General features: G+C 45.7%; 9 protein-coding genes. 1 reads left to right on the plus strand and 8 read right to left on the minus strand.

Going from position 1 to position 12,660, the window contains the following annotated elements:
• Positions 1–5: 5 nt before the first annotated feature.
• The 4 genes from L6H70_RS10420 to L6H70_RS10435 all read right to left on the minus strand — a co-directional run bounded on the left by L6H70_RS10420 (position 6) and on the right by L6H70_RS10435 (position 4,400).
• The gene (locus L6H70_RS10420; protein ID WP_236332545.1) at positions 6–1,010 is read right to left on the minus strand and encodes an SDR family NAD(P)-dependent oxidoreductase; all 1,005 of its coding nucleotides are present in this window, start codon (positions 1,008–1,010) and stop codon (positions 6–8) included.
• 28 nt (positions 1,011–1,038) lie between these two features.
• On the minus strand, positions 1,039–2,451 hold the full coding sequence (locus L6H70_RS10425) for a CDP-glycerol glycerophosphotransferase family protein (protein ID WP_236332547.1): 1,413 nt from the start codon (positions 2,449–2,451) through the stop codon (positions 1,039–1,041).
• A gap of 16 nt (positions 2,452–2,467) precedes the next feature.
• Positions 2,468–3,265 carry a glycosyltransferase family 2 protein gene (locus tag L6H70_RS10430; protein ID WP_236332549.1) on the minus strand — a complete coding sequence of 266 codons (798 nt, stop codon included), beginning with the start codon at positions 3,263–3,265 and terminating at the stop codon, positions 2,468–2,470.
• A 154-nt stretch (positions 3,266–3,419) separates the two neighbouring features.
• Positions 3,420–4,400, minus strand: a complete 981-nt coding sequence (locus tag L6H70_RS10435; RefSeq protein WP_236332551.1) for a CgeB family protein — start codon at positions 4,398–4,400, stop codon at positions 3,420–3,422.
• Positions 4,401–4,506: 106 nt separating this feature from the next.
• On the opposite strand from L6H70_RS10435, the gene L6H70_RS10440 reads away from it, so the two are divergent.
• Positions 4,507–4,944 carry a hypothetical protein gene (locus L6H70_RS10440; protein ID WP_236332553.1) on the plus strand — a complete coding sequence of 146 codons (438 nt, stop codon included), beginning with the start codon at positions 4,507–4,509 and terminating at the stop codon, positions 4,942–4,944.
• Positions 4,945–5,106: 162 nt separating this feature from the next.
• On the opposite strand, the gene L6H70_RS10445 is transcribed toward L6H70_RS10440, so the two are convergent.
• From L6H70_RS10445 to L6H70_RS28800, 4 genes are all read right to left on the minus strand, one after another.
• Positions 5,107–7,131 (minus strand): right-handed parallel beta-helix repeat-containing protein, encoded by a 2,025-nt coding sequence (locus L6H70_RS10445; protein WP_236332555.1) that lies wholly within the window; start codon positions 7,129–7,131, stop codon positions 5,107–5,109.
• A gap of 250 nt (positions 7,132–7,381) precedes the next feature.
• Positions 7,382–9,241, minus strand: a complete 1,860-nt coding sequence (locus tag L6H70_RS10450) for a beta-L-arabinofuranosidase domain-containing protein (protein WP_236332557.1) — start codon at positions 9,239–9,241, stop codon at positions 7,382–7,384.
• Between the two features lie 286 nt (positions 9,242–9,527).
• Entirely contained in the window at positions 9,528–11,801 is a 2,274-nt protein-coding gene (locus L6H70_RS10455) for a beta-glucosidase family protein (RefSeq protein ID WP_236332559.1), read from the minus strand.
• 24 nt (positions 11,802–11,825) lie between these two features.
• Positions 11,826–12,563, minus strand: a complete 738-nt coding sequence (locus tag L6H70_RS28800) for a PTS transporter subunit EIIC (RefSeq protein WP_341482723.1) — start codon at positions 12,561–12,563, stop codon at positions 11,826–11,828.
• Positions 12,564–12,660 lie beyond the last annotated feature (97 nt).

Genomic DNA, 12,660 nt, shown 5'->3' on the forward strand with positions numbered 1-12,660 from the left:
CTCCGCTAGATTAGATTTTGTTCAATGGTTAACTTCCGCACTTCTTCCTTAGTCAGAGGGATCACACCTTCAGAACTATAGGTACCGGGTTTCGGCCTGCTTGCTGCCTTATATGTTTTTTTAGGGGCAAACGGAGAAGGAACAATATATAAATTTGGTAATTCATAGGCATTTAAGGATTCGTCATACGTCATCAGTTCTTCATACCTTTTCTCACCGGGCTTTAAGCCAATTTCAACGATCTCAACGGCGGACGGATCCATCCCGTATTTCTTTGGCGCCTCTTCCACAACAATTTCAGCCAAATCCTTTAGTTTGATCACAGGCATTTTCAGAATAAAGGTTTCTCCGCCTTTGGAGATTTGCAGGGATTGGATGGTAAGTTTCGTTGCCTGCTCCAGCGTCATCATAAATCTTGTGATCGATAGATCGGTTACGGTGATAGCCTTGCCTTCTCTGACTTGCTTAACGAATAACGGTATAACCGAACCTCTGGAGCCCAAGACATTGCCAAACCGTACCGTACAGAACACCGTTTTTCCCGGCCCCTTTGAATATTCTGCAGAGGAGATCAGCTTTTCCGCGGATAATTTGGTAGCTCCATAATTGTTGGTCGGAGAAATGGCTTTATCTGTACTTGTAAACACTACTTTTTTTATCTTTTGCTGTTTCGCTGCCCGAATCACGTTATTCGTACCGATAATATTCGTAAGTACAGCTTCATAAGGGTTGAATTCACAAAAGGAAACATGCTTCATTGCTGCGGTATGAAACACGTAATCCATATTCTCCATCGCCGCCAGCACACGGTCATAATCACGGATATCGCCAATCCAGTAACTTAGCTTTGAATTACGGTTCACTTCATTTTGCAGCTCGAACTGTTTATACTCATCCCTGCTAAAAATCCGGATCACTTCAGGATCCTCTTGCAAGATATGTTTCACAATGTTTTTTCCAATCGTGCCAGTTCCGCCAATAACCAGAATTTTTTTATGCTTAAAGAACATACCTCTCCTTCCCCCTTTCTTTACTTATTCAGGTGTTATTCAAGTGGCGGATCAGATCTGTAAGCTGTTTACCGGAATCTTCTGTTCGATAGGATTGCAATAGAAACTTATTCTTCACTTCTTCATAATTTAATCTCTCTTGGTCACTCGAAAAGTATAAAGAGACTTGTTTTGTTAATTCTGCCGGCTCATTCTGAATATAATCGTCAAGGGCATTATAATAATCGTAATCACGGTTGGCCTGAATGAAATGATAGACAAAAACCGGTTTATTCATTAATAAGCCTTCCAGTGCAACAGTGGATAGTGAAGATATGACGCCTGCTGAATTCAAAATCAGATCACGTACATCCGTTTTTCTGTCTTTGATTACATGTACGGCGTTAGTTTTGCTTTCCAAATCCGCATAGAGTGAAATCAGTTTTTTGGACAGCTCCCAGGGATGAGGTTTAATGATTAATTGAAATCTCTCGTCCGTAACCAGCTCTGTGATTAGCCTGTATATTTTGGTTTCATCTAATTTAGGTCCTGTAGCAAGCAGTAACGTAATTTTATTGGGGTCAAGGCCATATTCCTCATTAAACGAATCATTAGATTGCCGTTCCGAAGTAAAGATCTCATCATACCGGGGATGACCGGTCACTGCGATTCGTTGTTCCTCGAGGCCTCTTGTCATGAACCATCTTTTCTCATATTCGCCATAGACCCCCACATGACTTGAGAAAACAGGGATAAAGGCTTCCTCCCCCATCAATATCCCGTGCTGCAGACAAATGCTGGGGGTTCCCTTCATTGCTCCAACGACTCCAAGGGATCGGCTAACCATATCTTCCGAGGTGCCTATCAGTGACGTTGTTACCGGAATCTGATCATAAAGATTGCTAACCGTTTCTATGGCATCTACAATACCGGGAATTCGCTTCAAGAACGTGTCGGTAAAAAAAGCATTCCCAAAAGCCGGGTGTCCTTCGTATTCCGCAAAAATGGAAGCTGCCCTTTGGATTAACTCCTCAGACGCAAGACTGGTGTCGCTTTTAAAGCCTCCAATCCATATGTTTGGAATCCCATAGTATTCTGGCGCTCTGGAACGTGACAGAATGAGGGTGCGGTCCCTGCTAAAATACTCACTTAATCGTTTCTCTGGAATTCTTGTGTAGTCTAAATTAATTAATATTTTTCCATCTGCATTCGCCTGGAATGGCTGTTTAAAAGGTGCTATCAGCTTTTCAAAAAAAGGTTGAATCTGATCTGGTTGCTTAATCCTTGAATCGTTCAGTTTCATCTCAAACCCCGTTTGCTCCATATCGCTTCGAAGTTCATCGTTAATTTGTTGGTAGAAGTTCGTCATGAGGGCAATCGGTATGTCTTTATATTGTAATTCCTTAAACACGTTGATAAATTCGCTGTAAAGAGACCAGTAATGGGTTAGATAAATAGACACTCCGTTTGATCCCTCCTTATGTGATGAATTTGGGCTGCTCGCTTACTTTCTTTTTCATGGCTCTCAGATCTTCTCGAAGCTCTTTACATGTTCTTTGCGGCGGCAGCATTTGTATAAATTGACTCTTTTCCTGCTGCTGCAGCTGATGATGGATGGATAGCTCTGTTATATAGTTATCATCCAGAACATCCTCTATAGGATAGAAATCCCAGAAATGATTGAGCCGCCAAAAAAAACGGCCATCGCCAATTCTATAAAATTCCGGGTTCTCGTCCCAATAGGATCCGAACGTTTCTTTGATTACCGGTAGAATGGAGCTTCGGTGCATGACCGAGCAATGATCGATTTGACAAGGGGCAACCGCGGCCACCCTCTTGGCCGGCCTTAATTGTTGTTTCGTGATCTCATTCTTTTCATTCAAGTAATTAACTATTGAAGCGGAATAGACGATCATCACACCCGGGCTCTGCTCTAAATAATCTACCATTTGCTCCAGTCTAGTATTTCTATAACAGTTATCATCGGTGGCATATGAAATATACTCCCCCGACGCTTGCAGCAAGGCTTCATTAATTAGAGCCGCATACCTGACCTTCTCCACCCTTTGGTCCATGGTTTGAATAGTACTCTGATAGAATTTGATTCTCTTATCCTTTAGAAAGGGCTCAATGACTGTAAGGGTTTCTGAATTCGAGTTATCATCCATCAGGAAGAGCTCAAAGTCCGTAAACGTTTGATTTAGAATCGATTGAATGGACTTCGCGATATAGCCGGGCTTATTGTAACTAGTCATGATAATGGATACCTTTGCCAATATAAGACCTCCCCTAGTGCTGCTTACTTGCTATACTATGTTTCGATCATCAAAAGGTAATAGGTTAGAGCACTATATTTGCTAATAACTGGTAATGAGCACATGAATAAAACGCTTAACAGTTTCCTGCTAAGCGTTTTGTAGGTACCCGAATTTATTGTTCTGATTGAACCGTCTTTACCAAACTGTCGATTCGATGCTGAAAGGTGTGAGAGGCCAGCACGCGTTTTCTTGCTTGTCTGGCAATGCCCTTGCGTTCTTCGCCGTGTGCAATATAATAATGAATCTTCTCCAGGAAATCATTCTTATCTGCAAAAGAAACCATTTCCAACCCCTCTTCAAAATGATTTACCAGCCCTTCTTTGGAATCGATCAGTTGAAATGCTTCACAGCTGGCAGCATCAAAGGTACGGTTGTTGATACTTTTGGCCATAATCCCCATACGGTTCTTATTATATTTCTCATCAGAGGGGCGATGAATATTTAGAACGATTGTTGAACCGTTATAATATTTCATTGCTGTTTCGGGCTTTACCCAAGCATTCACTAAATGAATATGCCCATTTATGTTTCTGTTCCATTCCATATGATGCTTTCCCCACCCCCGCCCAACGATCTGAATCGTATAGTCTGTATTCTTTAACAACAAATCAATAAGCTCAATTCGATTGCTGTAGGGTACTCCTACTAAACCAATATCACTTGTAAACTCCTCAGAGACTGGTGCGGAGTGAAATAATTCCGGATCCGTCCCCAGCGGAAGATGATACACACAGGGATGACCATGTCTTGTATATTGTTCTGCTGCAGCCTGATCGATGGTAAAGATGTAGTCAAAATAAGCGGTGAGCGGAAGGGTCCAATCCATATAATAAGGATCCTCCGTCATCCAGACGGCTGACTTCACGTTTGTTTGTCTCAAGTACTCTAGTATCGGTTTGGGGATTTTTAGACCGGCCATTGCTAAAATTAGATCCGGCTGTAAAGATTGTTCCATTTGTTGTAATGCATGTAGATCATTTCTCAAACTAAAAGATTCACAATAATGACCTGCATTCTGAAATGCTTCTATTATACTTTGTTCAAAGAAGTAATAAACCGCCCGAAAACCTGAGGTTATAAAAAGAATTCTCATGTTCTCCCTCCCTCGTAAACCGGAGAATTTTCAGTTAATAGGACATTACCACAAGCATAAAATAAAATAATCCATATGATATTTCATTAATAAGTGGAGGTGTAATATGGCACATACCTTAGTTGAATTTGTTAGAAGCATCCAGACGAACCTGGACAATGGAGTAATTGTTCCAATTAATGCAACATCAAAGTTGATATTAGAATTTGGAGTTAATGTTCCGACTGCAACCAACTTCATAGAACTTATTACTACAGTAGGCTGGCAGGCGACGAACGTTTTTGTTACTCCGCCAGAACAGCCAAAGCTCTTACTTCAAATTGTTTTGGATGGAGTCGTTGTTAGTAGTGCTGAGCAAAAGTCTATTTCAACCGATGAAGATGGAATGCTTGAAATGACCACAGCGTTCCATTCCATTCTTACGAATGTATCTGTAGGCTTTCATGTCATTCAAGTGTTCGCCTCCAACCCGGAGGATCTACAAGGAGACATCACCCTGACCGGTCCAGTCAGTATTACCGGAAAAGTTTATGCGCCTGCATAAAATTAAACCTAATCAGTCTATTCCTCAAAGTAAAAACTCCTTTGTAGAAGTCTGGTTTGTTTTAGGACAAACCAGACTTCTAACGTAGGAGTTTTTTTAATATACTATTCATCTGAATGGTAGTATATGCTTAAACTGTTAAACATTTATACCTCTTTCTATTTACAGAACAATCTCTACCGGACTGTTGTCAAATATTTCAAACGGTCCAGGTGTTACATTTCTTTCTGGGCGCAGCTTATGAAAGAAGTCGTGGTCGAAACGGTAAGAAGATCCATCCGGTTCCTCATAGTACATCTCAGCGTGATGGCTTCTGCCTAGAAGAGCAGTTGTGACTATCGTAGAAGCTGCAGCACGTATGATTTCAGGACTATGAACATGCACTTGTACCCTGCAGGTAGCCGGGTCGATTACGATTTCAATCTCGTTAGTGTCATAGATCTTTGCATCGGACTCATGACTACTTGGCACCGCGCCTTTTAAATACAGATTGCCCTGCACCGTAACGGGGAGTTTCATCTTATCAGGCTGAAATGGATTTCCGGATTCCTTATAAGCCGCAATTTCTTCCTTGGTATAATCCCACCACCGCTTTTTAGCAGTATCTGGGTAATCATTATAGCCGCCCAATCCGGCAGGATGAAGATAACAGCGGGAGTTATCCGGTACTCCGTCCATCACTGCTTCACCGCCGTAATCCATATTCTCTCTTGGAGTGAGCGGAAGGTGCTCGAAAAAGGTCATAGGCTGCGGCTCTTTATCCGGATCGCCGTCACCTATAAAGATGTTATTGTAATACCTGTCGTCGCCGCCCGTGATGTTGCTGTACCCGGCAACCGCTGTCTCATGAGGCATATGGTAGGGAGTATAGCGGGTAAGCTCGGAGCGCACCACAAATCTGCCGGTAAACAGATTGTGAACAAACGCACCGCCTTGGGCCATATTGCGGAAGTTCATAGGCGATAGGAACAGGTTATGATCTACTATATAAGGGCCGTGGCAGACCTCCACAAATAGATCCTCGGACAGATTGTCATAAAAGATATTTCGGCTGATGCGGGTGCCTTGTGCTTGCCAATCCAGCCAAAGTGCCCGGTAGGAGCTATAGATGACATTCCCGCAAATCTGGGTATCCAGTGCGGCATGCAGTTTGATTCCCCCCACTTCTGCGCCGTGGAAGATACGCTTGTGGTGAATATTATAAATGCGGTTCTGGTAGATCCGACTAAAAGCAGCACCTAAATGTCCAACGATACCAGCCTGTTCACAATCATGAATGACGTTGTTGCGGACAATATGGCTTCCGATATGATCCTTATGCCAATCCTTGCGCAATGCACGGAAAATAACTTCCTGCTCCCGTTGCGTTCCGCCTTTGCTGCGATTATCCGAGTATTCGTTCTGCCCGGTAGTTATATCTTTGCCTAGGCTGATACCTGTACATTTGGACTCACTGATCAGGTTATTCTCAATAATCCAGCCTTTACTCCAATGGGGACCTATAAGCCCTTCTTGCAAAGCAGTTGGCGGGGCCCACTGGGGGGATGCCTGCCGGAGAGTAAAGCCCCTGACGGTAATATAGTTGCGGCCGGTCTTCTCAGGCCAGAAGCAATAAGGGCGCACATTGATTTCCACATTCTCTTGACGGGGATCCTTGCCTCCGAAGTTCGCCCATATGGTGGTGGTAGTTGAGCTTACTTCCGCGTACCATTGCATCAAAGAGTTCTCCGCATATTTGGCCTGTGGCCAAACCTGGGGATTGTACAATTTCTTAACGCTATCACATTCATATAGGGATTTTTCGTCAAGATACACATCCCCCAGATGCGGCTCGAACGCACCTTCAAACAACCAATCACCGTACAATTTAGTCTGATAGGGGTTGCGGATGACAAACAGACTGTTTGGCACCTCCGTCCTCCAGACACCGTCTCCTTCGTCTTTCCAATCAGCCACAGGCTCAGCACCCGTGATAACCACTTCTCCATCCCCGGCAGATTGGTATACAATCCTCTGTTCCTCTGTTCCTCCATTGGCCGGGTTGATCCATTCCCTGTAAACACCGCTATGCACGGTTATGATATCTCCCGGCTCCGCTATAGCAGCAGCGCGGGAAATAGTGCGGAAAGGTTGTGCCTCCGTACCCGGCGCTTGATCACTACCTTGAATTGCTACATGATATTCCACTAGACAACCACCCTTTCTTTTTATGTCTTCTTTCATCATTTTAAGTTAACCTTCAATATTTTTATTTCCAGATACGTCAGCCGAACAGCTTCTACTTTCACAGATTCAGGATAATGTTTAAACTTCTGACCTTTTTTAGCTGGCATAAAAATGCACCCCATAGAATTACATGGGATTACCCAGGGGTTTTTCCAATGTCTATTCTAAGGGGTGTCAGAACTGCATGCAGGTAGTTTTTCAAGAATGTGTGCTAGGCTTTTTTTACCGTGAAATATACTTGATAGGGTTCATAACCTATATCGCGGATTCTTCTCAGCTGAATTCCCGGATCCTGATTCGCCGTCTTGAAGAAATAGCGCCAGCTGCCCCACTCACGTTCATTCTCCATAATCAATTCAGAGGCAATATCATCTTGTGTAAAGAGAATTCTTTCATTCTCACAAATACCAGCCAGGACTTCAGGACCATAACGAAACGCTCCTGTCAGTTCGTCGTCCGGCAGAGGAATGAACCGGATGCCGACCGACAGAATGATGCTGATCCGGTCACCGTCTTTCCAATTCCGCATGATACTATAGAAGGCATTGTGATCCGCAGATTTCCCGTGAAGCTGATCGTTCACATAGATGACGGCTTCCGTCATGGTCCAGTCTGGTATGCGCAAATGGATGGCAAACGCTTGGGCAGAGCGGGTATGGACTACGAAATCATATTTTTTATAATCAGGCAGATTCTCGTGAAGAGCTGTGATCTCATTCAATTCCTGGTGTCCTGCAGTATTCGAAGAGTTCAGCATGCTTCCGCTCATGTAATCCTGCGATTGCTGAATCCGGACGCTCTCTCCGCCCAGCTCCGTGTTCAGCTCAGAACGGAAATACTGGCATACATAGACATCGTTCTGATCCTGATAATAAATCCCTCTGTTCAATGCTGCATTGGCTTGTACCATCGTTCCGTGGCAGCAGAAGAAGCTGTCGGTCTCTGTACTCCAATCTTTGCGCAGCCCTGCCTTCATCGGCAGGAAGTAGGTGAGCAAGCCGGTGGCGGGATTATTATGCTTATTGCCGGTCAGATGATACTCCTGGTAGTAGGCTTGAGCCATAATTCCGTTGTACAAATTATATTCGATATACTGCGCATAGGCCGGATGAGAGGTATGCCGGAAAAGAAACTCTGCCAGCCGAATCATGTTATACACCGTGCAGTGTTCCTGATTCTTGTCACCGAGGCGTGCTTTGATCTTCATCTTCGGCATCCACACTTCACCAGCCGTATTCCCGCCAGTAGCCAGCGTTCCCCGCTCTGTAACCGCACATTTCCAGTAAGCCGTGACAATGTCCATCCATCTCTGCTCGCCGGTAACCTCATAAGCTCTGGCGCAGCCGAGTACTTCAGGAATGGTGGTGTTGGCATGCATGTTGGTCAGAGGGTCTTTGTTTTCCAGTAACGGGCGGAAAAGTCTGCTGCGGTAATAACGCTCCAGCAAGGTCGCGTATTTAGCATTCCCTGTAATCTGGAGCAGGTCCGCCCAAGCTTCAAGCATTCCGCCTGTCTCCATGTCCAGAATGTCATCGAATTTCTCCCTGGTGAAGGTACTGCTCCACTCCACGAACCAGTCTGCGAAACGATCGGCTATATCGAGCGCCTTCTGACTGCCGGTGAATTGGTACATATCCACAAGTCCCATAAATAACTTATGGATATTGTACTGCGGAGCCCATATCGCTTTACCTTGAGCAACCCAGTGTAAATATTTCTCCGGAATAGGCGCTGCCCATTGTCCACCGTTATCCTTCTGGCACTCTGCCAGCTCGTCCAGAATGAGATCCGCTTTGAGCTTGAGTTCCAGATCTCCGGTTTCATGAAACCGCATAGCTGCGGCAGACAGCCAATGTCCAAGAAAGTGTCCCCGGATCTGACAGACGGGCGTCTCCCATCCTCCATGTGCATCCTGCGGAATATCTCTGCCATCATATCTTCCTGCTTCCACTTTATAGTTAAACAGAAGATTATCATTTGTCAGTTTCATTAAATAACCCCGGTTTGCTTCTTCCCTACGTTTCAGATCATTATCATGAAGAACAACATGCTTGCCCTTAAGTTCTCTCATTGCTGCAGCCCCTTAATATAATGACATTGATTTCACAATGAAAGTATATAGCAGCGCTTTCATCAATCCAATGATTAATCCTAATATATAGTTGATCCATACTGAGTATTAAACTGAAAGCCGGTGTTAAAAAAATTGCTGAATTCACTTTGTTGAACTGACGGCCTTTATTAGCCCCATTTAAAAAAAGGATCGGTCCGACATTTTTCCTGTTTCTTTAAAAATATAAAAAAGAACGACCACCCTAAACAAGGGCATAGTCGTTCTTCTCAACATAATTACATATTTAATTATTCCGCACCCGCTCAACCCGTTCAATAAGCTCCTGAATCACCTCATCCGGTGACCGTTCGTTCATCCAGGTCTGGCCGAACATCTGGAATACCTTCACCATCGGGAAGTCCTCCCAGAAGCCGATGAACTCCTCGTTAAGAAATACTTTGTCTATAACGTGCTCATTCATTTCATTCAGACACTCTTCCAATACGGCTTTTGCGGCGGGGTCACTCACCCATTCGCTGAGAAGGCTGAATTTGTGGAACGTGATTTCTTCCTTGCCGAAGTCACAGTGCAATCTTCCCGTGATCCGGATGTCCTTGGATGAGCTGCCCAGGAGAATTTGGAAGTATCCCGTGTCTGCGACCCAACGGTTATACTTGGTATTGAAGTATGAGAAATCTCTCTCCTCCAGCTCAAAGACGATCGTCTGCTTCTCACCCGGATCAAGCTCAACCTTGGCAAAAGCCTTCAGCTCCTTCTCCGGACGGGTCCACTTGCACTCTTCATCGTGTACGTACAGCTGAACGACTTCCTTCCCTCTGCGCTTGCCTGTATTGGCCAGTTGAAAAGATACTTTGACGCAAGTCCCGTGCTGCACCACTTCCAGGTCCGTATAGGCAAAGGTAGTGTAGGACAGACCGTGTCCGAACGGGAATTGCGGCGCCAGCTCCTTACGGTCGTAGTAACGGTAACCCACGAACAGGCCTTCGCGGTAATACAGCTTGCCGTTCTCTCCGCGGATCCGCATATGTGAAGGATTATCCGATAGCTTCACAGGGAAGGTCTCCGACAGTTTGCCTGAAGGATTCGTGTAACCGAACAATACTTCCGCTATTGCTCTGCCCATGCCTTGACCCGACAGCCAGGAATGGATGACGGCAGGAACATGCTGCACCCATGGACGCATGACCAGCGCCGAGCCGCTGCTTGTTACCACGATACATTTTGGCTGAACGGCTGCAACCGCCTGAATCAGCTTGACCTGATGTTCCGGAAGCTCAATGTCCTTCAAATCATGCATTTCAGATTCGGCATATTCCGGCTGGCCTACGAACAGAACCGCCACATCGGCGTTTCTTGCCAGCGTTACACTTTCCTTAATAAGGTCTTCATTCACGGAATCATCTTCCGGGTATCCGGCCGTATAGTTCACAGTAGCCAAAGTACCTGCCATCTCTTTGATTTCATCCAAAGGGATATCGACTCTTGTAGGCGTAACCTTGGCACTGCCAGCCCCCTGGATTCTCGGCTTCACCGCAAAACGTCCGATTACCGCAATCGACGAAGCCGTTTCCGGCCGCAGCGGGAGAACCGCGTTATCGTTCTTCAGCAGCACGATGCTTTCGGCCGCGGCTTTACGGGCAAGCGTATGGTAATCTGCATTTGCCTCTCTGTCCGCAGCTTTGTTTCCGGTAACCCGTTCAACCAGCTTCAGGATACGGCTCACACTCTTGTCCAGCTGTTCTTCGGAAAGCTTCCCCTCCTGAACCGCCTCTACTATTGCTTTGGCATTGTAATGGGCGGGACCCGGCATTTCAAGGTCAAGTCCGGCCTTTAGACCGCGTATCCGGTCATTAACGGCTGTCCAGTCGGACAGGACAACGCCGTCATAACCCCACTCTTCTCTTAAAATATCATTTAGCAAATGTTCATTCTCGCTGGTATAAGTTCCGTTCAGCAAGTTATAGGAACACATGACCGTCCAGGGATCTGATTTCTTAATAATCCGTTCAAAGGCGCTCAGGTAAATTTCACGAAGCGTCCGCTCATCGATTTCCGAGCTGGTCACCATTTTCTCGAACTCCTGGTTGTTGCCTGCAAAGTGCTTAACCGAGGCTCCAACGCCTTCGCTTTGGATACCGTTAATGAATGCAGCGCCAAGCTCGCCCGTCAGGCAGGGATCCTCCGAATAGTATTCGAAATTTCTTCCGCCAAGCGGTGTTCTTTTCATATTGACGCCCGGACCGAGCAGCAGCTCTACCTCCATCGTTTTGGACTCCTGTCCAAGCGCCACGCCTACCTCATGCAGCAACGCTGTATTCCAGGAAGAGCCGATCGCAGACCCTGTCGGGTAACAGGTTGCCGGTACATTTTCCGTGGTGATACCCATCTCTTCATTACTGTTCGTCTTGCGGATACCATTGGTTCCGTCATACATATGAACAGGCGGGATGTTTAACCGCTCGATCCCTTTGGTCATCCACATATTCAGTCCCGCACAAAGGGAGGCTTTTTCGGTAAGCGTCAATTCCTTCAACAATTCATCAGGTGATTTATTCATGCTGCTCCATCCTTTATTATCAGTTTAGTTTTCCTGTTCCTTTTTCAGCTCCTGGGCATCGTACAGCTTGAAAAACGGGAACCAGACAGCAAACACAATCAGCAGGACCACCGCCAGCAGAATAACTCCGTTAAATCCGCTCATCAGGTAGGTAGAGAGCCCAATCGGGGTATACCACAACTGGAAGATTTGGCTTGGAATCCGCACCAGCCCCATATCGAGGACGATATACACGAGAATCGGCGTGATCAGCCCGTTAATCCACATCGGTACCATAAGCAGCGGATTGAACGCAATCGGCGCCCCGTACACTACCGGCTCATTAATATTGAACAAGGACGGAAGGATCGTCGCTTTGCCGACGGACTTCAGCTTTTTGGACCGGGCCAGCAGGAACCAGACAACTAAAGGCAGCGTGGCACCCATCCCACCGATACCCAGCCAGCCGGAGAAGAAGGTTTCGAACGTATTGATGTTGACCGGATCCTGCCCGGCTGCGACGAGGGCTGCATTCTGTTCAATGGCAGGGATCCATATGGCGTACCAAATCGGAGTCATCACCCATGGGCTTACGCCGAAGGAATACAGCACCACGCCGATAAAGTTGAACAATACAAAGCCGGTAAGACTTTGACCCATGGCATTGATAGGCTCGAACACATTTACAATCAGCGCAAAAATATCGAAGTGAAGCGGATATACCAAAACCCATCCTGTAGTTAAGATCAGGGCAATCGGTACGAGAAAATCGAACCAGTCCATAATAAACTCCGGAAGGGAAGAACCTTTTTTTGAAGAACGAGAACTTATTGCAGATATTCATGACGAGAGCAACAAACACGCCAACTAGGAGTGCCGT

Origin of the sequence: Paenibacillus auburnensis (assembly GCF_927798115.1) — a bacterium.
Classification (GTDB): domain Bacteria; phylum Bacillota; class Bacilli; order Paenibacillales; family Paenibacillaceae; genus Paenibacillus_AQ; species Paenibacillus_AQ auburnensis.

What these genes read in the sequence shown, in the direction of transcription:
- L6H70_RS10440 (WP_236332553.1), top strand. Translation starts at nt 4,507, where the DNA reads ATGGCACATACCTTAGTTGAATTTGTTAGAAGCATCCAGACGAACCTG.
- L6H70_RS28800 (WP_341482723.1), bottom strand. Translation starts at nt 12,563, where the DNA reads ATGGACTGGTTCGATTTTCTCGTACCGATTGCCCTGATCTTAACTACA.
- L6H70_RS10435 (WP_236332551.1), bottom strand. Translation starts at nt 4,400, where the DNA reads ATGAGAATTCTTTTTATAACCTCAGGTTTTCGGGCGGTTTATTACTTC.
- L6H70_RS10450 (WP_236332557.1), bottom strand. Translation starts at nt 9,241, where the DNA reads ATGAGAGAACTTAAGGGCAAGCATGTTGTTCTTCATGATAATGATCTG.
- L6H70_RS10455 (WP_236332559.1), bottom strand. Translation starts at nt 11,801, where the DNA reads ATGAATAAATCACCTGATGAATTGTTGAAGGAATTGACGCTTACCGAA.
- L6H70_RS10420 (WP_236332545.1), bottom strand. Translation starts at nt 1,010, where the DNA reads ATGTTCTTTAAGCATAAAAAAATTCTGGTTATTGGCGGAACTGGCACG.